The organism is Bacteroides zhangwenhongii (assembly GCF_009193325.2).
Lineage (GTDB): Bacteria > Bacteroidota > Bacteroidia > Bacteroidales > Bacteroidaceae > Bacteroides > Bacteroides zhangwenhongii.
In genome coordinates this window covers 2,526,951-2,551,126 of the sequence record NZ_CP059856.1, presented here as the reverse complement: position 1 = coordinate 2,551,126, position 24,176 = coordinate 2,526,951, and the positions used below count along the sequence as shown (strand labels likewise).

Genomic DNA, 24,176 nt, shown 5'->3' with positions numbered 1-24,176 from the left:
ATTTAATTAAAGTATTAAACAATTTATTTATTAATGGAAAACTTAAAGAACGTAGCTCCTATTGAAGATTTCAACTGGGATGCTTATGAAAATGGCGAAACAGTAACCAACGTTAGCCACGATGAACTGGAAAAAGCTTACGACGGTACGCTTAACAAAGTGAACGACCGTGAGGTTGTTGACGGAACCGTAATCGCAATGAACAAGCGTGAAGTAGTTGTGAACATCGGTTACAAATCAGACGGTATCATCCCATTGAATGAGTTCCGTTACAATCCGGATCTGAAGATCGGTGATACAGTAGAAGTATACATCGAAAATCAGGAAGACAAAAAAGGACAGCTCGTTCTGTCACACAGAAAAGCCCGCGCTACTCGTTCTTGGGATCGCGTTAACGCTGCTCTGGAAAATGAAGAAATTATCAAGGGTTACATCAAGTGCCGCACTAAGGGTGGTATGATCGTAGACGTATTCGGAATCGAAGCATTCTTGCCGGGTTCTCAGATCGACGTTAAACCGATCCGCGACTATGATGTATTCGTTGGCAAAACAATGGAATTCAAAGTGGTTAAAATCAACCAGGAATTCAAAAACGTTGTTGTATCTCACAAGGCTCTTATCGAAGCTGAACTGGAACAACAGAAGAAAGAAATTATCGGTAAACTTGAAAAAGGACAGGTTCTTGAAGGAACTGTTAAAAATATCACATCTTACGGTGTATTCATCGACCTCGGTGGCGTAGACGGTTTGATCCACATCACTGACCTTTCTTGGGGACGTGTTAGCGATCCGAAAGAAGTGGTTGAACTGGATCAGAAGCTCAACGTTGTTATCCTTGACTTCGATGACGAAAAGAAACGTATCGCTCTTGGCTTGAAACAACTGACTCCGCACCCATGGGATGCTCTTGACACTGACTTGAAGGTAGGTGACAAGGTGAAAGGTAAAGTGGTTGTTATGGCTGACTACGGTGCATTCATCGAAATCGCTCCGGGCGTAGAAGGTTTGATCCACGTTTCAGAAATGTCTTGGAGCCAACACCTGCGTTCTGCACAGGATTTCATGAAGGTAGGCGACGAAGTAGAAGCTGTTGTGCTGACACTTGACCGCGAAGAACGTAAGATGTCTTTGGGTATCAAACAACTGAAACAAGATCCATGGGAAACTATCGAAGAAAAGTATCCTGTAGGTTCTAAGCATACTGCAAAAGTTCGTAACTTCACTAACTTCGGTGTATTCGTAGAAATCGAAGAAGGTGTTGACGGCTTGATCCACATCTCTGACCTTTCTTGGACTAAGAAAGTAAAACACCCATCAGAATTTACTCAGATTGGTGCTGACATCGAAGTTCAGGTATTGGAAATCGACAAAGAAAACCGTCGTTTGAGCCTTGGCCACAAACAACTCGAAGAAAATCCTTGGGATGTATTCGAAACTGTGTTCACTGTAGGTTCTGTACACGAAGGTACAATCATCGAAATGTTGGATAAGGGTGCTGTTGTAGCTCTTCCTTACGGTGTAGAAGGTTTCGCAACTCCGAAACACCTTGTAAAAGAAGACGGTTCACAAGCACAGTTGGATGAGAAACTTGAATTCAAAGTGATCGAGTTCAACAAAGACGCTAAGAGAATCATCCTGTCTCACAGCCGTATCTTCGAAGATGTAGCTAAGGCTGAAGAAAGAGCAGAAAAGAAAGCTGCTTCTGGTGCTAAGAAGTCATCTTCTAGCAACAAGAGAGAAGATTCTCCGATGATCCAGAACCAGGCTGCTTCAACTACGCTGGGCGATATCGACGCTCTTGCTGCATTGAAAGAACAGTTGGAAGGAAAGAAATAATAAAAAGTATTTCTAAATAAACAGAAAGGTGTATTGCGAAAGCGATACACCTTTTTTATTATCTATGTTTTTATGTTCTTTGAGGATTGTTTATAAAGCCGATACGGTAAAGTCGGCAGATAAACCTTCAGCGCTGTTTGTTCCTACCCATAATTTGAAATCTCCCGGTTCTACGTTGTAAGTCATATTATAGCCCCAGAAAGCCAGTTCTGAAACAGGCAGAGAGAATGAAACATTCTTTGATTCTCCGGCTTTGAGTTCTACACGTTGAAAAGCCTTCAGTTCCTTTACCGGACGGGTTACAGAGCCTACCTTGTCCTGAATGTAAAGTTGTACAACTTCCGTGCCGTCATACTTTCCTGTATTCTTTAGATCTACCGTGACTGATATCTCGCCGTTAATAGCAAGTTTGTCGGAAGTTAACTTCAGATTGCTATATTCAAAGGTCGTGTAAGACAATCCGTAGCCGAACGGATACAAGGGAGAAGCCCCGGCATCGAGATAGAAGGAACGGCAGCCAACAGATGTTTGCCCCGCTTCGACAGGGATTTCATCAATGAGCATTTCTTTCGGGTTGGCCGGTCGACCTGTGCTGTTGTGAGCATAATATATAGGTACCTGACCTGTCATACGGGGGAATGTAACCGGAGTCTTTGCGCTTGGATTAACCTTTCCGAAAAGGATGTCGGCAATGGCAGGCCCTCCCATAGTGCCCGGATGGAACGCATAAAGAACTGCATCCGAAGCTTCAACTTCATCAGCGATTGTAAGTTGGCGTCCTGCCATCACTATGGTTACTAATGGTTTGCCGGTAGTGGACAGTGCTTGTATCAGTTGGCTCTGTGCTCCCTGAAGATTTAGGTTTGCCAAAGAATGGGCCTCACCCGAAAGTATTGCTTCTTCACCGACAAAAGCAAGGACTACATCTGCGCGGCGTGCCGCGTTTACGGCTTTGGCGATACCGTTTAGGTTTTTGTCACGGCTATAACCGAGTGCAGGTTCGAAAATTACGTTAACCTGATCGCCATACATTTCTCTGATAGCTTTGAGAGGTGTTTGAGTATGGTCTTTTTCACCGTCGAACACCCATGTTCCCATCTGTTCATAGGGTGCGTCAGCCATCGGACCTACTACCGCTACAGTACGGATTTTGTTTGTAAGCGGTAATGTTTGTGTGTCATTCTTCAGGAGAATAACGGATTGCTCTACCGCTTCTTTTGCTATTTTCAAGTGCTCTTCCGCATATTTCACATTCTGTGGTGTAACAATATACGGATTTTCAAACAAGCCCATTCGGTATTTCAGACGGAGAATATTCCGTACGGCGTCGTCTATTGATTCTATGGAAACCTTATTCTCTGCTAAAGACTGCTTGAGGTTTTTGATGAACGTTTCACTCACCATATCCATGTCAACGCCTGCATTTACCGATTTCTCGGCAGCTTCCTTGCCATCTGCACAGAAACCGTGATTGATCATTTCGGCAGCCGAAGCCCAATCGGTTACTACCATACCGTCATATTTCCATTCATCGCGCAATATATCTTTCAACACAAATTTATTTGCCGTAGACGGTACACCGTCGTTATCGTTGAACGAAGTCATGAAAGTGGCACAACCAGCGTCTACCGCAGCTTTGAACGGAGGTAGATATACATTACGCAGTACTCTTTCGGGAATAAATGTAGAATTATAGTCCTTACCGCCTTCGGATGCACCATAAGCTACAAAGTGCTTGGCACACGCCGCCATTGAAGTCGGACTGTTCAGCGAATCTCCTTGAAACCCTTTAATCATAGCTACTCCCATTACGGAAGTCAAGTAGGGATCTTCACCGCAACTTTCGGCTATGCGTCCCCAACGAGGGTCACGTGATATATCTATCATGGGGGCAAAAGTCCAACGGATACCATCAGCTGAAGCTTCTATGGCAGCTACACGTGCTCCGTTTTCTACTATCTGAGGATTGAATGTGGCTGCCTGTCCCAATGGAATAGGGAAGATGGTCTTGTAACCGTGAATTACATCGCGGGACACTAGTAGGGGGATACCTAACCGTGACTCTTCCATTGCGATTTTCTGTATTTTATTCACTTCTTCGGGATTCATATAATTCAATATGGAACCTATTTCTCCATTACGAACTTTGTTTGCCAGTTCGTTAGGATCCCACGGACTCAACTGATTCATCTGCCCTAGCTTTTCCTCTAAAGTCATCTTATCCAGTAAGGCTTCTACTTTGTTCTCTATCTCAGAATCTGAGTTGGCTCCTTTCGGAGAGCAGGCTGTTAATGCCAATGCTGTCAGTGTTGTGGTAAATAATAACTTGTTTATCTTCATAAATCGTCTTTTATTATTGATAATATTTGTTGGTTCTTGTTTTGAGAGTGAATGCATCAAAATGCACAGATCGGATAAAAAGCTTCGCCAGGTATACCGTGCCATCCATTTTCAGAACCACCCGTCATAAGGCGTAATCCATGGTCTCCCGTACCATTGTAAAAAGTGACAGAAGGAATTGTGCCTGCCAGTTCATCCGCATTTATTTTCTTCAATTGCTTGTTGATGTATTCTTGCCCCGATGTGGAACCTGTTTGAGTATTTTTACCTTGTATCAGGTATTTAAGTTCATTGAACGAAGGAGCATACCAAGCGGTACTATTGTTTAATTTTTCAGTATGATTATTCAAAGCGATAAATCCCAGATTTTCAGTTCCTACTAAAATTTGTGTCAATTTATAACCGTTTGATGTTTCCGTATCAGTGTATTTCTCTACATTTCCATCAATAAAGGCTTGCTCTATAGCAGCTGCTGCCACAGTGCCAAAATTATTTCCTTTTTTTGTAGAGACTACCAAGCCATGTTTTTCTTGATATCCATTTAAATTGGAGCCGTTTAAATCATTTGTAGATTTAAAAGTTTCAAAATCATCTATTATGTGGAATACGATTCCTTTGCAAGTAAGCCCGGTAGGAATACCGGCTGCATTTCTTGGAAGAATGATTGTTTTATTACTTTCTGTGGTACAGTAGAAGTCGCCTACTGCAATATCTGCCGTCCCTTCGGAGGATGTTGGGCAAGGGAAAGTGTAACATTGGTTGGCTGCCAGTGTTATAGGATCTTTCAGCGTCTTTGAATAAGTTGTATTATCAATCGTGTAGAAGTAGCGAAAATCATTTTTTACTAATTGTTCTTCGTCAACAAGACAGATGTACTTGCCGCTCATAGATTCGGGCGTGTACAGTTCGTCGCCAATGGAGAAAGATACATCGGAAAGATCTAATAAATAGGAAATCTCTTCCGTGCCATCTAGTTTAATGGTCGCTTCCGCAGAGAACGCTATCAATGAAAAGGCGTGCTTAAAGTTGATTGTCAATTGATGGGATTGAATATCATTGATTTCTGCTATCAGCAAATCTTTGTCTTTAAATTCCGTTGTTTCTTCCTCTTTCTTTAGTTCTTTTAGTTCATTAACGGATGAAGGAACAAACTCTTTTCCATCTTTCACTATTTGGGCGTATGGAAAGTAGGCGATGACTTTTTTAATTTTGCTGGTATAACTCACACTGTTTTTACTAACCCATTTGTTTGCACCGTTTTCGTTTATATACTTAAAGGGTTCATTGGCGAATCCGATTCCATCTTCGCCTATCAGTAAAATACCGATTTCATCACCGTTGACATCTTCCAAGCTGTTTCCTACTTCGAAAAAAACTGTGACACCGTCGTTAATTACACGGGTAGTGTTATTACTTTCGGTATTGAAGTTTGCTACATGTACGTTTTGAATAGTCAGAACATCAGAAACGGCGGTTTCGTTTTCTCCGATCTGAGGTAACATCTCGTCTTGGGTGCAAGCCGAAAATATTAATAGCGATACGACTGCCAGTTTGATATGTGAATATATTTGTTTCATAATTTGTATGATTAATTAGAAAGTAAGAATAAGACGAACCTTTTGTTCTGAATCTACAGCCCTGTAGAAATCAGTACTGCTTATTGCGCCATTTTCATTGAAAACTACTATATAAGCATTAGGGTCACTGTCGAATGTACTGTCCCAATATGTGCCATTCAATGCGCTGTAATTAGTGAATGTTTTACCCGCAAGAGTTGCTAGATCTCTTAATTGGGTATGAGAGGGTAAATACCAACCAGATGTGCCGGGTATAAGTGAATTACTGTTTTTGCTGGTAGAAGTTGAGGCTGCCGGCACTGTTGTATCCTCTGCTACAGCTGCTTTTGCTATAAGATATTTAGTGTTAAGGTATCCTAGATATTGTGTGGTTTTTCCGTCTCTTATGCCGTGTTCCGGAAAATCTGCCCCATACAAGTTTGCATTACCTTCTTTCCATTTGAAACTACTCTTTTCATCGCTGGTTTCATCAGTTAGCGCTACTACATATCCATGAATGGTTTCTATATCCGTACCTTCGTAATTTGTTACGTTATCCGTCTCATGTTTTCCTATCTTATAGATAATACCTAAGGTGGAACCGTCTTTGTAATCTGTCCCGTAAGTACCGTTACTATAGAAATAATAGCCTACTTCCATATATTCTTTAGTATATGTTAATTTGATATCAGAACGGATATTGCAGAATGTGAAAGTGACAGTCCCGTTTGGAGTATTAACTGTACGTACTCTGTCACATAGACCTTCGTAATCGATGCCTCCGCTTGCATTTGTTTCTTTATAAGTTATGGAAAAGCCGTTGGTCGCGTTGTCAATGAAGCTATTTTCCAAACCTGCAAGCTGGCAATTGGTCAAATTTGATACTTCATCAGATATAATAGCCTTAAATTTAGCATCCGTAATCTGATTGTCATCGATCTTTTCATTATCCCAATTAATTTCTCCGGATTCCATTTCTACAGTCAGTCCTTTTTTACTGACAGACAAGTAATATCTTTGCCATGTATTGGGAAGCAAATCTCCGGTTTTCTTATTGACGTCATTGGGGTTGGACTTACTTGGAGTATAGATATAGGTATCTTCTCCTATTTCTACTTTTATCAATGGTTTCTCCCACATTTCACAAGGAACCATCATAGCTTCACCGTTTCTATAATATTCTCCTTTTGTGTTATGAGTAGAAATCAATTGGTCAGCGTCGCCTACCGTTGTGATTTCTCCATTAGTATACGTTACACTTCCATAACCGATAAACGAAACTTTTGCGTTGCTCACTTCTTCATCTTTATATCCTTCAAATTTCTGTAGTTCCCACCACATACGGGTCATTTTGTGTCTGAATACAAAATGTACATTCTTTGCTTCCACTTTCGCATTACTTGCCAATAAGTCACAGTCGAAGAGTTTTTCTTCGGTAGTTTGGTCTGTTAGGTTTATCTGTTCTGCTGTGAGGGGAGTCCATGCCAGCAGATCATAGCTTGTGCCATCCCATGTATAAGGTGTATCTTCAGTCGACATTTTTCCATTGGTTGTCACTTTGTAAGTTTTTACTGTTTCTCCCGCTTTCACACCTATCAGTTCGTCACCATCCCATGCGCTTTCTGTGGCTCTGCTCATCGTTTTTCCTACTTGAGCTGAGAAAGCAATGTCGCCTTTATCCAGCGAATTGGCAAATTCCGTTTCGTTCGTACATGAAACCGCTCCAAGACTTATGACTGCCATAAGCCCTAAATAGTATCTTTGTATTTTTATTAAATTCATAATTTTAATCTTTAGCAGTTACATTGTTATTCATTTTAATTCTGGTTCTATAAGTCCTTTATCAGAATCCGGTCCGTTAAAATCCCATCCGGGAATTGAACCGTTTGAAGAGATATCTCCGGTATTAGTTCCGGGTTGTACTTCTGTTGATTTCTGATAAACCCTGACGTAATCTACATACATGCTTTGGGGGAATACAGTGTCTGCTGTGGGATTACCACCGAATGTACCGCCTACCGCTACATTCAGAATAATGAAAAATGGATGATCGAATATCCATTCGCCATCTGTTACATCAGCGGCTTTCACTCTTTTGTAAAGTACATTATCCGCAAAGAAGTCTATTTTGGATTCATCCCATTCTACGGCAAATACGTGGAAGTCTGTGTCAAAACGTTGGTCCTCATAGCCAAAAGTCTGTGTTATGGGATTTCCACCCGAATGTCCCGGAAAATGTAGAGCACTTGATACGATATTAGGTTGGTATCCTTTATTTTCCATAATATCTATTTCACCGCATTTTGGCCATACATCGGTGGCATAGTTTGCTCCTAACATCCAAAATGCAGGCCAAAGTCCCGGACCGTACGGAAGTTTCAGACGTGCTTCGAAACGTCCGTATCGTTGTTCGAACAGTCCTTCGGTCTTTATTCTGGCAGAAGAGTAAGCTATTCCGTCATAATTGTCGTTCAAAGCTGTTATTTTCAGACATCCTAAACCTTTGTGAGTCGTGTATGAAGCGTTTTCTACTCTGTCGGTATAGTTCTGAAGTTCCTGATTACCATATCCTGAAGCGCCTTTTTCATACGTCCACTTTGAAGGATCGGGTCTGTTGTCGGGAGTCGGTGTGTCAAATTCGTCCGACCACACCAATACCCATCGGGTGTTTTCTATCTCTTCTTCTTTCTCGCAACTTCCAAGTAACAGTGGCAAAGGAAGTATCAGCAAGCTAAGCAATATTGTTTTATATGGTTTCATAAGTTATCATTTTTAATAGAAATAAATATTGTCCAAAAGAATGTTCCTGGTGTTGTCATCACATGCCAATGCCAATTGTGGTATTAGTTTATTTTCTTTTTCAAGTTCCAGATCGAGTGACAACCACTGTTTTGATTTGAAATCAGGATATTTCTCCAATGTTATCGGATGCTTTATTTCCGTTGTTCCATAGTATATAGAGACTGTTATAATAGTGCTTTCACTTACTTCGTCCATGCATAATACATCCAGGTGGAGGTGAGTCTTTGACGAACAATCCGCAGTTTTGTTGAATACAATACCTACAAAGTTCAAACCGCTATACCGTGCTATATGATTATCACCGGTATCTATTTCCGTATATTCAGCTGTTGACCATTCCCATCTAGGATTCCAGTTTGCGGAAATCTTATTAGTATAAGAATCACTGAACAGAGATAACACTTCCGATTCGTCTCTCGTTGGTGTTGGAGCGAAATCGTAGCAATGTACCTTTATTTCGCCTTCGGCTTCCTTTAACGAGATAACGGCTTCTCCTGTTTTGTGCACGGTTATGTTACCATCATTTGTTACCGAAGCTACATTGGCGTCAGATGACTCGAATGTAAAATAATTAGGAGAGACCCGCATTTTACGGTTAATGCCGTTCGGAAGATTGATAGTCTCGGTCAGAGTTCCTATTGTCAGTTTTCCGGGAAAACCGGGGACCTCTATATCTTCTATTTTGGCATGAGCCAATGTACCGAGTTTTTCAAACTTGACCTCATCGAACCAGATGGTGTAGCCTTCGTCATTTACTGCACCGGCGGAGTAGTAGAATAATCCCTTTTCCGATAAAAGTTTTGCGGAATTAGGAATAGGGATGATAATCTTGCTCCAGTTTGTATTCAGTTGGACATCATTAACTTGAACCAGATATTCGGTAGTATCATAATTTCCTATTCCAACTTCAATAGCGGTAGCTACGGAAGACTTGGCATAAAAAGTCAGTGCGTCATATCCGGACAGGTTTCTGCCTGTAGCGGAATAGAAAGTACCTCCTGCCCAACTTCCCATAGGATCACTCGGATTGGGAACTTCTATTCGCATAGATGACGTGCCGTCGTAGGTGGTTTCAGTATCCACCCCGAAATTAGTTACTTTTCCCCATGCCTGGTATTGCAGGTCGGATGCAAATTCATCGATAAAGACATCAGACAAGTTTGGGTAAGTTGCCAGCACATCCGTATTTATATCTCTCGTACATCCTGTCAACGAAAAGAGAACAGCGACAACAGAGAGCTTACATGATATATTGATTTTGTGATTCATAAAACTATCTTATTAATTAGTTCGTAGATTAGAAAATGCTGAATGAAATGTAGGTTCTTATTTCCCATTCGTTGCCACGCCCTGCGCCTACAATATCTGTGCTTGGTTCAAAACCACCGGAACCGTCCGGTATATATCCGGCAACGTAACGAGGAGAATATTGATCTAATGTTCTGAAAGTACCTCTGATTCCTACGCGAGTGGATACCGGGCCCAACCATTTAGGCTTGGCGAGACTGGTCGAAAAGTCTAACATACATTGGAAAGGGAAAGTAAGGTTAAAATCCCTGTGATAGTCGTACGGTCCCCAGTCATTAAACTTCACCATTGCGTTCAGCCGCAGTTTCTTATAAATCATTTTGGCGTCTGCACCTACCCGCTTAACTAAACGGGTATCATCTCCGTTGGCTTGGGCGGTACCGCAGTAGACACTTGATATGATACCAAAATCTCTTGATATTCTAGACGCTATTTTCAGGTTTGTTTCCCATAAATCATGAGCCGGTGCAGCTCCTCCGAAAGCAAAGGTAGAACGCCCGTTGGCAAGTATACCTATGGCTGCATCCTGTGAAGTGGGATGATGGCGGTAAATGAAACCAAGTGAAGCGGCAAACGGTGCATCTTCGTTATTGTCATTCTCCCAGTCGTACATCCAAGTAGCGGGTGTCGGGTCATAAGTCAGCAACAATTCTCCCGCTGTTGTCTCCCTGTTATCCCTAACAGCAAAAGGATCATCAATAATATTTCGTAATCTTCCGGGAGCATCGATTCCATTAGGCATTGGACCTACAAGCGGTTTCTGCCACAGGAAATTAGGGGCAATCTGGAAGTTGCCTATCTGATAAGTAAAACCGGCAAGGACGTTCGATTGATTTCCGCTACCGCTATCTTTTAGCCTCCATCCTGTTAAAGTTTGTGTGTAATCGGCTCCGCCACTGGCTACCAATCCCATTATCGCCCCCTGCGCATAGGCATTAAACTTTCCTCCGCTATATACCACTTTCATCTTCCCTCCGAATGTATCGGATGTTTTTATTACGTCGGAATATACGATAGCTTCTTTATTGTATTCTGTGGTAGCTTGAAATTCCCGTCCTACAAGCGTTGTTCCTGACCATAATCCGCCCGCTGTAATATTGAAACGTCCGAAATTTCTTTCCACCATAAGAGAGGCCCGTGTATTCTTGGGGCGGGGTATGGCGTAAGAAGTAGTCGTTCCTTCACGCTGGTCTATATCATAATGGAAAATACCTGCTACGTTATATTTACCTATATTCCGTTGGTATTTGACAAGTAGAGCCGGGTTTGCACCCCACCATAGTTCGGGACCGAAAGCAATTTTCAGCCCTTTGAAGTATTTCTTACCTTCAATTTCACTTCCGAAAGGAGCTTCGCCACCATAAATATCCATATTATCACCGTAGCTCGCTTCGGGATACAACCCAAAGAAGTCTCCTTCGTATCCCCAATGATAGTGTCCCTTGCGGTAAAATGTTTTCAGATTAAAAAGTTTGCCATCCCAGTCAAAACTCGCACTATAAAGTCTTAAGCGTTCCAACGGACCCAGATCTACTACTTCTCCGCTTTCGTCCGTTATATATCTGGAGCGTCCTCTGTTCTCATAAAAGATTTCGTCTATCGGGTTCTCTGCCACATTTCCAAGAACATTTACAGTGACTTCCGCCTGTACATTCTCTGCCGGTTTTGAAGCTACGCCTACGTAGAACGATTCAGTATGGTCAAAGCCTTTAAAGCTGGGGAAACTTGTCGGATTCTTCGGCCTGGAACTTGGAGTGGTAGTATTCTTTGCTCCTGTATTGTAGGTAGTTATGTCACCTCTCAGTTCGCTCAGGCGTATTAGCTGAGTCTTTTCGCCTTGCAAGGCAGCTTTATCACTTCTGGAGGATAAAACGGCTGACATTACATTGATATCGGAAAGTTTGCTTATTATCGAAGAGGTGGTACTTCCGGGAGAATAAGGATTAATCTTGTGGACATCTTTCAGCACATAGTATGCGGCACGCGGGTAAAGTTCGTATATTCCCCTGCTGTCAGGAGTTCCTTTTGCGCATATACCGAACCATTCTTCGTTCATATTGTTTTCACCGTTCACATAGTCAAATACATATCCGCCGTTGGCCCATGATGCATTGGTGTCATGTATGCTCAGGTTAGTATTTTGGCCGAATTTCCACCAACCGTCGGCAAATTGGAAAGTGAAACCTCCGAGTGAGTTATTGTTGTTGCCTAGTCCTGCCGCATTCAGATATATTTCAGTCCAATTCTTCAACAGAATGTCTGCTTGCTCTTTTTGTGCTTCACTTTGAGTTATGGCATTGAATGCATCGGATCCGAACTCTGTAAACAATACCGGTTTTCCATACTCCGCTTTTACCCTGCTGAACAAGTCGCCGAACGAGTCACCGCGATAGCAGTTGATTCCCAGAATGTCAACATCCTTACATTCTTTGGCTATAATATCAAGGAATAGAAGGTCACCGTTGCAAATGGCTATAGGAGCTGAAGCATTCATTTTCTTCATCTCGACAGTCGCTTCGTTGAACAGTTTATATAAGTGAACCGCTTGAATAGTGGATTTACGATCTTCTACCGGAATATCTTCCGTTTCTGCTCCTTGCCAGAATAAACCATAATTGTTTTCATTTCCAAGAAGATAGAGGAGTATTCCAGGAGTATTATTGTATTCCTTTACCAATTCTCTCGCCTCGTCGAGAAGTACTTTTTTTACTCTAGGGTCGGAATAGTCGGTGTTAGCCATCCATACCCCGTCCAAAGCTACTCCATAGCGTCCGAAGGAGCTATATATCATTGTGTGAATACCATATTGTTCATAGATATATTTTACCCATCTGGGTGGAACGCCTATGTGTTGTCTGATAGCGTTTACACCCATGTTTTTCAATAAAGACATATCCGTATCGAGAGCAGCCTTGATTATATCGTCAGGCTTTGTCCATAAGGAATATGAATAATTGGTGCCGATTGGGAAGTAATCCCAGTTCATGCCATTCACCATAAAAGACTTACCGTTCACAAGCAACTTGGAACCTGTTCTGTCGTTGACTAAGGAGACTTTTTCCTGTTGTGCCGAAAGGGGAATGGACAAAAGGATTAGCAAAGATAATAATATTACATTTTTCATGATAAGTAAAATAACAAATTAGCACTTTGTGAAAAGAAAGCGTCTGAGATTACAAACGTATGTTTCATAGTTTGCTTTGGATTTAGTAGTTTCTCTTGCCTCATAGATTAAATTTAAAAAGTATATACTCGATTAATTTCTCGGAGGACAAAGGTAGTATAGTATAAGGTACGGTGTATATACAAGTAAATAGTAAGAGTAAATAAATAAAAAGTTAATATGTTGATTATTAATTATATAGTGTTTGGTGAAGGTAAATAGTTTATGAAGTAAAATGGTTTGTTTGCTCTCTCTATTTTTGCATTTTACCCAATGAACGTACCGTCTCGGTGAATTCTTCCTTAGGAATTATTGCCTTGTTTCTGGTTTTTAAACGATTATTGTAAACCGTCTGCGGAGAGCAATGAAGAAATTCTGCAATCTTTATACTGTCGTTTATTCCGAGTCTGACAAGCGCATATATCCTCAACTCCGTGTTCAGGAGTTCGCCTTCTTTAAGCATTATCTTTTCTTCGGGACGCAGGAGAGAATTGAAGTCTTTTACAAAATCGGGATATACGTGTAGGAAAATGGCGTCGAAACTATGATAGAACTCCTTCAACTCACTTTGTACCATCGTAATGTTGGAAGTTAATGATTGGATATCGTCTATTTGACCGGCTTTAAGTTTTCTGCTGATATTCTTCCTGTATTCCTCAAGTTTGGTTATATAATTGGAGCATATTGAGAATACATATCCGATGTATTCTTCTTTCACATAATTGGACTCTAGTAATTGGTTATTGATCACTTTTAGCTTTTCATTTACTTCGCTAAGTTCTCCGTTCACTTCACCCAGCATTCGTTGGGCCTCAGAAAGTTCTCTGACGTGTGAATTAAGCAGTCGGTTACTTTCGTTCAGTTTTTTACGTGAACGGGACAGTTTTCTGAATTGGAAATAAATGAGTAGGATGGAGATGAGTAATACAATGGATAATATACTTGTGGTGTAGAGTGATTTACGCAATTTGCTTTCCTGTATTTTGTTCCTTTCACGATAGGCCTGCTGTAGTTTATCCATAACGGTCGATATGTTTATTACGCGCACCCTGTTGGGATACAGCAATGCGGCTTTAAAGCAATAACTGATGTAAGTGTAGCCTCTGTCTATGTCTTCACGCAAATAGAGGATATTGGAAAGTTCCTCCAATGAAGCTATATCGCGGTTGCAGATTTTAATATCGGCTATGGCAGAATAAATAAGGTATTTTACGTAATTATCTTCATCACCTTCATTGTAAAACATGATAGCAAGCATATAAGAATTGATGGCATCCACCCGCGTGGACAATGATGACTTGTCTACTATATCTTTTAATTTTAATTTTATACTGTCTCCCTCTGCAGAACGGGGATATTCTCTATGTAGTGACGCGCAAAAACTATAATATGAAGGATGATCAGAAGTTATGTATTTCTTGGCTTCGTGCTTGAATTCCTTCTCAAGATTGTAATAAGAATTTGTCAGTTCCAGGCGGTTACCGATGAATTGCACCAAATGGGAGTATAGATAGATTTTTGTATCATAATACTGATACATATTTTCTTTACTTAATGAAGCTATATCTACATTCAATAATTCTTTCTCAGCCTCATTCAGTAGCCCCTGGGCTGTAAGAAGGAAAACTTTATGCAGTAGCCACTCCTGTTCTTTGTCCTTTCGGCCTAATACGCCGGCTATCTCTATATTATTGTTTACATAAACCATAGCCGAGTCCGCATTATAGACAAAATATTCATCATACAGCATTTTGTTAAGCCATAGTTTTTCTTCCGGTTTTAGAGGCATAGACTGTTTCTTACGCAGTTCTTCTATTTTATCTTCTTTCTCTAAAACGTACTTTTCACTGTTTGTCAATACGGAATCCAATCTGGAAAACAATTGTTCCATTTCTTTATTCTTGGAATAAACATTCCCGAAAGCAATAAACAGTAGGAACAATACTGATAATTTTCTGTATATAAAGGGATTCGTCATATTAAATACTTCTTTTTCTGATACTGTGACCAGCTTTCATATCATGTTCTTGAAACAGGTTGTCGATCTGCAAATATATATTCTTTTTTGATACTATATGGCAGGTAATACACGGCTTTTTCATTTAAGCTTTGATTTAGGGATATAATCTCCCTACCCATGCCAGTGCGGCATGGGAGCTAATCCAGTTGTTGATAATCAATAATTTACAAATATATCAAATCTAAATTTTTCTCATTTTTGAGCCAGAAAATGTAACACCTTAGTGAAGCTTACCGATAATTCCCTTGTTATCTCAGCTGTACCTTTTCGCTTATCTGATATTTTTTTCCTTCTGTTCTTCCAAACAGCAATCAGTGCCAAGACCATCCTTTGAATTGTGTCGAGGTTTCTAGCCGCCCGTTCAGCCTTACGCTTTATACTATCCTGCCGGAGGTTTCGGTCAAGATCCCAGTGCATGCTTTCAATAGCCCAATGCTGTTTGGTTATCTGACTAAGCCGCTCTGCACTGCTATCCAGGCTTGAAATGTAGAGTCGCTGTTCAGATGTAGTCTTGCCATCAGACTTTTTCTCGGTAGATGTGAGTATTTCTATAACAGTCAAATTGCCATTCCATTTTTCCTTGTCGACAATAAGTTCTTCCCCACGGTATATACGGCATATCCTTGACTCAATCCTGCCGTGTTCCAAGTATGGACCTTCCTTGTAGACATCAGTGGGGGTGGCGGTCTTTATAGAGTCTTCAAGGCCATAACGCAAAGATCTTTGATTCGCCTTGAGTTCGATCACGAAGTCTGCTCCCTTATCTCTAATCTGTCTATTATTACCTTTTGGAATGACATGGCATCTGCTGTGACCACACATCCTGACACGTCTAGTTTGTCCAATAACCGGGGCACGGATTTGATTTCATTACTTTTCTCCTTGCAAACATCAGTAGCCAGAGTAAAGCCCGAACCAAGTGAGTATGCAGATACGATATCAGGGTTACGTCCGTTCTCGTACAAGGTACCTCGCATGGCCTTGCCATCAATACAAATGATATCAGTTGCCGAAGAGGATATTTCCTTGCGGAAAACGTCTGCAAAAGCAGACATTCGGTCAGCCATCTTTTCATCGTCTATGCTTTGAAACACACGGCAAAGCGTAGCTTCTGACGGCAAACCATATGGAAATAGCCCTTTCGCCTGCAGGCGTTTCAAGTGGCGTTTGCCAAATTGAAGTATTTCAGCTCTGGTAATACACTTGCTGAGCCTCCCCAATATGACAAGCATGAGTATGTCTTCAAGTTTGTGTTTGAAGTTTCCCCTGCTTGTTCTGCGGTATTCAGGGACTGAGGATACAAATTTTCTCAAATGAGTCATGATGCTGCCACGAAGACAGTCAAGGTGTTTTTTCTTTAGTGGTATTGTACGTAAAAACTTGTATATCAATAAAATAAATCGTATTTTTGCTATCGCAAAAACAAAGGCGGAAGACAATATTAACACCATATCTTATTGAATTCCGCCTAAAAAAAATAAAAATGAACGATAAGAAGAAACACCTAAGGCGGTGCTTCCGCATCGCTGCGCACGAATATAAGGAATTTTACTGCAATAACAAGCGATGAACAATATTTCTTAAATGAAAAAGCCGTGCAGGTAATAAGACTTTTGTTTCACTGCTTGCGAAATTAACATGTTTTTTTTCTATCTTTGCCGAAGATGGAAAAGTTTGAGTTACATATATTAGGGTGCGGTTCCGCTTTGCCCACTACACGACATTTTGCGACTTCACAAGTCGTCAATTTGCGTGAAAAATTATTTATGATTGATTGTGGGGAAGGGGCTCAGATGCAATTACGGCGTTCCCGGCTTAAATTTTCCCGTTTGAATCACATCTTTATCTCTCATCTGCACGGTGATCATTGCTTTGGACTCTTGGGGCTAATCTCTACATTCGGATTATTGGGGAGGACGGCCGATTTACATATTCATTCTCCTAAGGGGCTGGAAGAATTATTCGCGCCGATGCTAGCTTTTTTTTGTAAGACACTGACCTATAAAGTGTTTTTTCACGAATTTGAGACGAAAGAACCGACAAAGATTTATGATGACCGTTCGGTGACTGTAACTACGATTCCTCTTAAACATCGAATTCCCTGTTGCGGATTCCTATTTGAGGAGAAGCAACGTCCGAATCATATCATCAGGGAAATGGTGGATTTTTATAAAGTCCCGGTTTACGAACTGAACCGTATTAAGAACGGAGCGGATTTTGTTACTCCCGAAGGAGAAGTTATTCCCAATCAGCGTTTGACCCGTCCTTCGGCCCCGGCACGCAAATACGCTTATTGCTCTGATACAATTTATCGTCCGTCCATTGTGGAACAAATCAGCAATGTAGATTTGCTGTTCCATGAAGCTACTTTTGCACAAACGGAACAGGCACGAGCGAAAGAAACTTATCATACGACGGCTGCACAAGCTGCGCAAATTGCTTTGGATGCGAATGTAAAACAATTGGTTATCGGACATTTCTCTGCCCGATATGAAGATGAATCGGTTTTACTTAATGAAGCGTCCGCCATTTTTCCGCAGACAATTTTAGCGAAAGAAAATCTATGTATTGACGTTGACGGAGGAACTGTATATGAAAAGTAGTCGGTTGTTTTGGGGAGTAATAGTATGTATAATTTGCTTGGCTGCTTGTAAAAAGGAGAAACCTTTGTCTCCGATACCGGATTCTCTGTCTAATCTTCAGGAACTGTTTAATCCAGCCTATCGGATCAGTGCGGATAGTATTCGGCAGATTATTCGTGTCTATTTGAAAGACAATAAACAGGCTACTGCCTGGGATTCCGCGTTAGTCTCTCATTATCAGAAGGAAGGTGATTTCTTATGGTTGAATGATTCATTAGTCTCCGATAAGCCGACCGTGCAGGCGGCGGACTCAATGTTGTATTGGCTGGAGAATATCTCGCGGCATGGGATTAATCCGAATCTTTATTCTGCGGATAGTATCCGTAGCGGGCTGCAGCAGATACGTACATTGCAATTGCAGGATGGAAAAACGATGAATAGTCTGTTGGCGGATTTGGAATATCAGTTAACGACTGCCTACCTTTCGTATGTGTGCCGGTTAAAGTTTGGTTTTCTACCTCCGGAGCGCAGATGGAATGATTCGATAGACCGTATTCCTCTGAAGCGTTGTGATATGAAATTTGCATTGTCGGCTCTTGATTCTTTGCGTGCCAATCCCACTGCCGCCTTTCATTGGGCGCAACCCTCTTCCCGTCTTTATAAGAAAATGCAGGAGGAATTGGTGCGCGTGAATGATTGGGGAAAGACGGATACTACGGATTATTACCGGGATCGTTTATTGCTGAATCTGGAACGGGAGCGTTGGCAGTATGCTCTGGATAAAGGGAAGAAATATGTGGTGGCAAATGTGGCGGCATTCATGCTGCAAGCCGTCAACGAGGAAGCAGACTCTATTCTGGAAATGCGCATTTGTGTGGGAAGCGTGAAGAATAAAACACCTTTGTTGTCCAGCAGAATCTACTATATGGAGCTGAATCCGTATTGGAATGTTCCTCAAAGTATTATCCGGAAAGAGATTATTCCTACTTATCGCAGGGATACAACTTACTTTACCCGTAACCGCATGAAGGTGTATGATAAGAATGGTATACAAGTCGATCCTCATAGTATCAAATGGGCGAGGTATGCGGGCAAGGGAGTACCTTATACTGTGAAACAGGATAATAAGACGGGAAATTCGTTGGGGCGTATCATTTTCCGTTTCCCAAATCCTTATTCCGTTTATTTGCACGATACTCCTTCCCGTTGGGCTTTCACGCGAAAGAATCGGGCGGTGAGCCATGGTTGTGTACGTCTTCAGAAAGCACTCGATTTTGCTTTCTTCTTATTAGAAGAACCGGATGAATTACTGGAAGACCGCATCCGCATTGCAATGGACCTCAAGCCGATAAGCGAGGAAGGAAAGAAGCTTCCTATCAGTGCGGCCTACCGTGAATTGAAACATTATAGTTTGGAGAAATATGTGCCTTTGTTTATAGATTATCAGACTGTTTATCTGTCTGCCGATAATAATTTGATGTATTGTGATGACATTTATAAGTATGATCCGTCTTTACTAAAGGCAATGACCGCTCTGGATTTGAAACCATAAATAAACATAGAGATACAAGAGATTATGACCCCTTATAACGAGCGCGAAGTTCTGAAGCTCCTCCAGGAGGAGAGTACGCAGCGACAAGGATTTGAAATGATTGTGGCGCAGTATAGCGAACAATTGTATTGGCAGATCCGTCGGCTGGTGCTGTCGCATGAGGATGCGAACGATCTCCTGCAAAATACTTTTATCAAGGCATGGACGAATATTGATTATTTCCGTGCTGAGGCGAAGTTGTCTACCTGGCTCTATCGTATTGCGTTGAATGAATGCCTCACTTTCCTGAATAGGCAACGTGCCGTCACTACCTTGGCCATTGATGATCCGGAAGCGGCGGTTGTGCAGAAACTGGAAAGCGACCCATACTTTTCGGGTGATGAGGCGCAGTTGTGTTTGCAAAAGGCATTAATGACTTTACCGGAGAAACAGCGCATGGTGTTCAATCTGAAATACTATCAAGAAATGAAATATGAAGAAATGTCTGAAATCTTCGGTACCTCAGTCGGTGCTTTGAAAGCATCTTATCATCATGCAGTGAAGAAAATAGAGAAGTTTTTAGAAGACATTGATTAAACCTTTGGACTCGGACTATGTCTAAATCAAAGAGAGGAGAAAAACGAATGAAAGAAGAAGATATCCTATTGAAGAAACTTGGTAAGGAAGATTCCTTCAAAGTTCCTGGTGGTTACTTTGAGAACCTGACTTCAGAGGTGATGAATAAACTTCCTGAAAAAGAGAAAGTGGTTTTCAAGGAAGAACCTGTCAGTACATGGACAAGACTGAAACCATTGCTCTATATGGCAGCTATGTTTGTGGGGGCTGCCTTGATTATACGGGTGGCGTCGTCAGATCGTAAGTCTGTTGCAGATATTGATGTGGCGGCGACTGAGATAGAAACTGAAGTCATATCCGATGAAATGATTGATATGGCATTGGATCGTGCCATGTTGGATGATTATTCGTTGTATGTCTATCTGAGTGACGCGAGTGTAGAATGATTTATTAAAACTGATTGAATACGGAAAATGAAAAAATTAATTGCATTACTTGTTCTGTTGTGTGGCTTTATGCCCCTTCTTTGGGCTGCCGACGGATGTGAACAACATTTATCTCGCGAGGAATTCAGAACAAAACAAAAGGCATATATTATTGAACAAGCAAAACTGACTAAAGAAGAAGCTGCAAAGTTCTTTCCTATTTATTTTGAACTTCAGGATAAGAAGAAAAAACTGAATGACGAATCATGGAACCTGATGCGTAAAGGAAAGGATGATAAAACTACGGAAGCTCAATACAAAGAAATCAATGAGAAGATTGCTGAGAACCGTATTGCTGCCGACCAACTAGATAGAACCTATTTGGGCAAGTTCAATAAAATCCTTTCCAGCAAGAAGATCTTTCTTGTGCAACGGGCGGAAATGCGTTTCCATAGGGAAATGATCAAAGGTATGCACCGTAAGGGAGAAAGTAAAGATACAAAAAAAAGTAAGTGAATAAACCAGACGCTCTGTCGGAGTGCGGACAGACGTTTCGTCTGTGGGAAATGAAGGCTCTGTTTTCGTAGGAATAGAGCCTTCATTTTTTTTTCGGTATCAGGTTCATGCGAAACTATAATCCTTTTTTCTTGGCTTCGTTCCAAATGGCATCCATCTCTTCCAGGGTCATGTCTTTCAGATTCTTGCCTTCTTTGATGGTGTGCTCTTCCAGATAGTTGAAGCGGCGGATAAACTTCTGGTTGGTAAGTTCCAGTGCATTATCGGGATTGATTTTATAAAGGCGTGCCGCATTGATGAGGCTGAACATCACGTCGCCGAATTCAGCTTCTGCCTTCTCTTTATCCATGTTGACCACTTCCTCCTGAAACTCACCTATTTCTTCTTTCACTTTATCCCAAACCTGTTCCCGTTCTTCCCAGTCGAAACCTACATTGCGGGCCTTGTCCTGAATACGGTAAGCCTTGATAAGCGAGGGTAGGGCAGCGGGCACACCGCTTAATACACTCTTGTTTCCATCTTTCTCTTTGAGTTTCAATTGTTCCCAGTTCTCGGAAACTTGTCCGGCTGTCTCTGCTTTCACCTCTCCGAACACATGCGGATGGCGGAAAATCAGCTTATCGCACAGTTTGTCGCAAACATCTTTGATGTCAAAATCTCCTGTTTCCGAGCCTATCTTGGCATAGAAAGCGACGTGCAATAATACGTCTCCCAATTCTTTGCAGATTTCTTTCTTGTCATCCCTCATCAGGGCATCGCAAAGTTCGTAAGTCTCTTCTATGGTGTTGGGACGCAGACTTTCATTCGTCTGTTTACGGTCCCAGGGACATTTAACACGCAGTTCGTCGAGAATGTCCAGGAAGCGTCCGAAGGCTTCCATCTGTTCTTGTCTGGTATGTGACATAAATCTCTTTATTTAAAAGTTGATGCAAAGATATGACTAATAATTCATCCCGAAGTTCCAAAGCGGAATAATATTCCCATAACCGGTTTCAATATCGTCTTTCACAATATATCCTTCTTGTGCTTTAGCAATCTGTTGCTGTCCTTTGTTTTTTCCTCCTATTTCGAATGTTCTTTCTCCAATTTGAAAATCAGAAATCTTGGAAGATATAACATCCTGTTTCACTCGCATCTGGTTATAAAAGAATGTTTCACGCATATTGCCAATATTGGAATTCTCTCTTCCTAACGCATAAATGAGATTAGTATTATCAAGATATATTTTTTCTACTTTTCCTAACCCTCTGATTCCACCTGTATCATCCCTAACCTGAGCTATCATTCCCGCTTTCTCAATATAAAGTAAGTAATCGCTTAAATAATTACGACTTACTCCGATGATGTCAGCGAGTTTCTGCATGACAGGTTTAAATGGGACGCTTTTGGCAATAATCATCAACAATTGTTTGAGTTTTCGCCCTGTCGAGACATTCATATTAGCGTATTGAGGAATGTCATTCTCCATAGTTTGGTTGATTACTTGGTTTAACTCAATTTCAAAAGTGGTATCTTTGCTAAACGGGTAATAGCCGTGTCGTATATATTCAGCGAATAGCGGAAGTGGATGTGCTATTCCCGGAATTTCAACTTTATGCTCCAGTATTTCTTCTAATGAGTAGGCTGGTACATGAATTTGATGGAACATACTTAAATATTCTCTGAAAGACAGTCCTTGCATTTCATAGATTGGTGCACGTCTGCTCAAATCTGCCGTTCCTTTATAAATATCCAGAATAGAGGAACCTGTAAAAAGAACTTGCATATCCGGATAAGAATCGAATATCTGCTTTAATTCACGAGACCAATTAGGATATTTGTGTATTTCATCAATGAATAAATGTTTGCCGCCTTGTTTGCTGAATTTGTCCGTTAGGTCAATCAGGGAATTATCGGCAAAATACATATTGTCTGCTGAAACATATAATGTATTTTTCGGATTCATGTTCTGCTTGATATGTTGTAGGAACATGGTGGTTTTACCTATTCCGCGTGGTCCGACAAGTCCGAGCATATGGCTGCCCCAATTTATTTCTGCATACTTGTATCGGATAAAATCGGTACTTGTAGCTTTAAGGAGTTTATTGAAGCTTTCGTATAATCTGTCCATGGTTGGCATATATTTATGCACAAAGATACATTAATTGCACAACAAAAGTGCAGAAAACTATTAATTTCTGCACTTTTGTTGTGCAATTGATGGATTGACGCAATGAAAACAACTTTTCTATGACTTTGAATTAATCTTTAGGTGAGTTGTTATATTTCATTGTAATAAAATTAATTTAGTTTACGGTGATAGTAAGTCCATCGTTATAATCGAAATTGAACACAAAATTAGGGCTGATATTGAAGTCTACAAATGTTACTTGAAACTTCTTACTTCCCAACTTATGGAATTCATTAAGCTGTAATTCATTATAGGGCAGATAACCATCGAATATTTCAAACCATTGGCTATTCAGAACAACTTCATGTTTGTTTAGGCAATCGATTGCTATGTTTCCAAGATCGCTTTCAAATAAGTCACCTCTGTATTTTCTGTTGCCATTTGCGTAAGCTCTTAATAGACGGGAAAAGTTTGAAAATTCGAATTGTTGCAACAACCATTGATAATCTTCATTGGATATCAAAAGCAAATCGTCATTTACTACTTCATCGCCACCAACTACTTCGAGACCAATACCTCTGTATCCATTGGTTATGGCTTGTTTCATGTTGTAACAGAAAGTATAGATAGCATAATAGCAAGCATAGTCGTGTATAATCTGTTTTTTGAAATTTTCATCGTTTCCGTTATTTATATTCTGTCTGTTCTCGGAATAGTTTACGTTGTCTAACGTGTCTACTCCGGCAGTGTCTTCATCAAGATACCAATTGCTGTTTTGAGGTTGGGATGCCTGAAATTTTTCAGCAGGTTGTAAACAGACCAGTATAACCAGAATTGCTACAATGATTGCAGATACGCTGAGTACTATTTTATCTGTAAAGGTTAAAGGAATATGCCGATTGACCGCATTCCCTTTCTTGCATAGCAAAACGAGTAGCCAAAATATGCCTACTATGGGAACAAGAACGATTAGATACCACCATCCACTTTTTCCGATATCATGCAAGCGGCGTACACTTATTGCTAATGAAGGAACAAAAAGAGCCAATGACGCAAAAGTGAACAGCCAGCCGTAGCCAAGACTCTCATCGTATAGTTTAAAATCTATTCCTAATAACAGGTCGGCACATGAAGTAACGCTGAGTATGGCCGAATAAAAAAGTATATATAGCCAATACTGTTTTCTTGTTGCTGTACCACTAAAATCAGCATACTGTTTCAGAATAACGTTGGTAAAATAGTGAGATAAGAATGAAGTTCTTTTCACCTCCTTGTTATCCTTTGTTTGCAATGATTTATCCTTCTCTTTTTGCTTTTCTTCTAGCCATTCACCACAGTATTTACACTTCTTAGCTACAGCCAAGATCGCTTCCCCGCAATAAGGGCATTTTTTTATATCTTTTTCCATAAG

At 40.9% G+C, this 24,176-nt stretch carries 16 protein-coding genes and 1 pseudogene; 6 read left to right on the top strand and 11 right to left on the bottom strand.

The annotated features are described in order from the left end of the window. Positions 1 to 33 precede the first annotated feature (33 nt). Entirely contained in the window at positions 34 to 1,836 is a 1,803-nt protein-coding gene (gene rpsA, locus GD630_RS10415) for a 30S ribosomal protein S1 (protein ID WP_004301842.1), read from the top strand. 90 nt (positions 1,837 to 1,926) lie between these two features. On the opposite strand, the gene GD630_RS10410 is transcribed toward rpsA, so the two are convergent. From GD630_RS10410 to GD630_RS10375, 8 genes and pseudogenes are all read right to left on the bottom strand, one after another. Continuing rightward, the gene (locus GD630_RS10410) at positions 1,927 to 4,176 is read right to left on the bottom strand and encodes a glycoside hydrolase family 3 N-terminal domain-containing protein (RefSeq protein ID WP_143865375.1); all 2,250 of its coding nucleotides are present in this window, start codon (positions 4,174 to 4,176) and stop codon (positions 1,927 to 1,929) included. A 56-nt stretch (positions 4,177 to 4,232) separates the two neighbouring features. Beyond that, positions 4,233 to 5,753, bottom strand: a complete 1,521-nt coding sequence (locus GD630_RS10405) for a hypothetical protein (RefSeq protein ID WP_143865373.1) — start codon at positions 5,751 to 5,753, stop codon at positions 4,233 to 4,235. A 15-nt stretch (positions 5,754 to 5,768) separates the two neighbouring features. After that, on the bottom strand, positions 5,769 to 7,514 hold the full coding sequence (locus tag GD630_RS10400) for a fimbrillin family protein (RefSeq protein WP_143865371.1): 1,746 nt from the start codon (positions 7,512 to 7,514) through the stop codon (positions 5,769 to 5,771). A 30-nt stretch (positions 7,515 to 7,544) separates the two neighbouring features. Next, positions 7,545 to 8,492 (bottom strand): glycoside hydrolase family 16 protein, encoded by a 948-nt coding sequence (locus GD630_RS10395; RefSeq protein ID WP_143865369.1) that lies wholly within the window; start codon positions 8,490 to 8,492, stop codon positions 7,545 to 7,547. Between the two features lie 12 nt (positions 8,493 to 8,504). Then, positions 8,505 to 9,803: a hypothetical protein gene (locus GD630_RS10390; protein ID WP_143865367.1), complete on the bottom strand. Its 1,299-nt coding sequence runs from the start codon at positions 9,801 to 9,803 to the stop codon at positions 8,505 to 8,507. Positions 9,804 to 9,831: 28 nt separating this feature from the next. Next, positions 9,832 to 12,966, bottom strand: coding sequence for a glycoside hydrolase family 2 TIM barrel-domain containing protein (locus tag GD630_RS10385; RefSeq protein WP_143865365.1), 3,135 nt, complete (start codon positions 12,964 to 12,966; stop codon positions 9,832 to 9,834). Between the two features lie 292 nt (positions 12,967 to 13,258). Further along, positions 13,259 to 14,983, bottom strand: a complete 1,725-nt coding sequence (locus tag GD630_RS10380) for a DUF6377 domain-containing protein (RefSeq protein ID WP_143865363.1) — start codon at positions 14,981 to 14,983, stop codon at positions 13,259 to 13,261. A gap of 234 nt (positions 14,984 to 15,217) precedes the next feature. After that, positions 15,218 to 16,347: pseudogene (locus tag GD630_RS10375) on the bottom strand (ISAs1 family transposase). Positions 16,348 to 16,689: 342 nt separating this feature from the next. On the opposite strand from GD630_RS10375, the gene GD630_RS10370 reads away from it, so the two are divergent. The 5 genes from GD630_RS10370 to GD630_RS10350 are packed head-to-tail and all read left to right on the top strand — an operon-like array spanning position 16,690 to position 20,655. Next, on the top strand, positions 16,690 to 17,628 hold the full coding sequence (locus GD630_RS10370; RefSeq protein ID WP_143868899.1) for a ribonuclease Z: 939 nt from the start codon (positions 16,690 to 16,692) through the stop codon (positions 17,626 to 17,628). After that, entirely contained in the window at positions 17,618 to 19,159 is a 1,542-nt protein-coding gene (locus GD630_RS10365) for a L,D-transpeptidase family protein (RefSeq protein ID WP_143868901.1), read from the top strand. The genes GD630_RS10370 and GD630_RS10365 overlap by 11 nt, the downstream gene beginning before the upstream one ends. A 24-nt stretch (positions 19,160 to 19,183) precedes the next feature. After that, complete coding sequence (locus GD630_RS10360; RefSeq protein WP_022275055.1) at positions 19,184 to 19,735, top strand: RNA polymerase sigma factor; 552 nt, start codon at positions 19,184 to 19,186, stop codon at positions 19,733 to 19,735. 47 nt (positions 19,736 to 19,782) lie between these two features. After that, positions 19,783 to 20,160 carry a hypothetical protein gene (locus GD630_RS10355; protein ID WP_143868903.1) on the top strand — a complete coding sequence of 126 codons (378 nt, stop codon included), beginning with the start codon at positions 19,783 to 19,785 and terminating at the stop codon, positions 20,158 to 20,160. A 27-nt stretch (positions 20,161 to 20,187) separates the two neighbouring features. Continuing rightward, complete coding sequence (locus tag GD630_RS10350) at positions 20,188 to 20,655, top strand: hypothetical protein (protein ID WP_143868905.1); 468 nt, start codon at positions 20,188 to 20,190, stop codon at positions 20,653 to 20,655. 115 nt (positions 20,656 to 20,770) lie between these two features. Here GD630_RS10350 and mazG read toward each other — a convergent pair whose 3' ends face one another. From mazG to GD630_RS10335, 3 genes are all read right to left on the bottom strand, one after another. After that, positions 20,771 to 21,559, bottom strand: a complete 789-nt coding sequence (mazG, locus tag GD630_RS10345) for a nucleoside triphosphate pyrophosphohydrolase (protein ID WP_143868907.1) — start codon at positions 21,557 to 21,559, stop codon at positions 20,771 to 20,773. A 36-nt stretch (positions 21,560 to 21,595) separates the two neighbouring features. Then, positions 21,596 to 22,765: an ATP-binding protein gene (locus GD630_RS10340; RefSeq protein WP_143868909.1), complete on the bottom strand. Its 1,170-nt coding sequence runs from the start codon at positions 22,763 to 22,765 to the stop codon at positions 21,596 to 21,598. 175 nt (positions 22,766 to 22,940) lie between these two features. Beyond that, on the bottom strand, positions 22,941 to 24,173 hold the full coding sequence (locus GD630_RS10335; RefSeq protein ID WP_143868911.1) for a DUF805 domain-containing protein: 1,233 nt from the start codon (positions 24,171 to 24,173) through the stop codon (positions 22,941 to 22,943). Between the last annotated feature and the right edge of the window lie 3 nt (positions 24,174 to 24,176).

What these genes read in the sequence shown, in the direction of transcription:
- rpsA (WP_004301842.1), top strand. Translation starts at nt 34, where the DNA reads ATGGAAAACTTAAAGAACGTAGCTCCTATTGAAGATTTCAACTGGGAT.
- GD630_RS10410 (WP_143865375.1), bottom strand. Translation starts at nt 4,176, where the DNA reads ATGAAGATAAACAAGTTATTATTTACCACAACACTGACAGCATTGGCA.
- GD630_RS10405 (WP_143865373.1), bottom strand. Translation starts at nt 5,753, where the DNA reads ATGAAACAAATATATTCACATATCAAACTGGCAGTCGTATCGCTATTA.
- GD630_RS10400 (WP_143865371.1), bottom strand. Translation starts at nt 7,514, where the DNA reads ATGAATTTAATAAAAATACAAAGATACTATTTAGGGCTTATGGCAGTC.
- GD630_RS10395 (WP_143865369.1), bottom strand. Translation starts at nt 8,492, where the DNA reads ATGAAACCATATAAAACAATATTGCTTAGCTTGCTGATACTTCCTTTG.
- GD630_RS10390 (WP_143865367.1), bottom strand. Translation starts at nt 9,803, where the DNA reads ATGAATCACAAAATCAATATATCATGTAAGCTCTCTGTTGTCGCTGTT.
- GD630_RS10385 (WP_143865365.1), bottom strand. Translation starts at nt 12,966, where the DNA reads ATGAAAAATGTAATATTATTATCTTTGCTAATCCTTTTGTCCATTCCC.
- GD630_RS10380 (WP_143865363.1), bottom strand. Translation starts at nt 14,983, where the DNA reads ATGACGAATCCCTTTATATACAGAAAATTATCAGTATTGTTCCTACTG.
- GD630_RS10370 (WP_143868899.1), top strand. Translation starts at nt 16,690, where the DNA reads ATGGAAAAGTTTGAGTTACATATATTAGGGTGCGGTTCCGCTTTGCCC.
- GD630_RS10365 (WP_143868901.1), top strand. Translation starts at nt 17,618, where the DNA reads ATGAAAAGTAGTCGGTTGTTTTGGGGAGTAATAGTATGTATAATTTGC.
- GD630_RS10360 (WP_022275055.1), top strand. Translation starts at nt 19,184, where the DNA reads ATGACCCCTTATAACGAGCGCGAAGTTCTGAAGCTCCTCCAGGAGGAG.
- GD630_RS10355 (WP_143868903.1), top strand. Translation starts at nt 19,783, where the DNA reads ATGAAAGAAGAAGATATCCTATTGAAGAAACTTGGTAAGGAAGATTCC.
- GD630_RS10350 (WP_143868905.1), top strand. Translation starts at nt 20,188, where the DNA reads ATGAAAAAATTAATTGCATTACTTGTTCTGTTGTGTGGCTTTATGCCC.
- mazG (WP_143868907.1), bottom strand. Translation starts at nt 21,559, where the DNA reads ATGTCACATACCAGACAAGAACAGATGGAAGCCTTCGGACGCTTCCTG.
- GD630_RS10340 (WP_143868909.1), bottom strand. Translation starts at nt 22,765, where the DNA reads ATGGACAGATTATACGAAAGCTTCAATAAACTCCTTAAAGCTACAAGT.
- GD630_RS10335 (WP_143868911.1), bottom strand. Translation starts at nt 24,173, where the DNA reads ATGGAAAAAGATATAAAAAAATGCCCTTATTGCGGGGAAGCGATCTTG.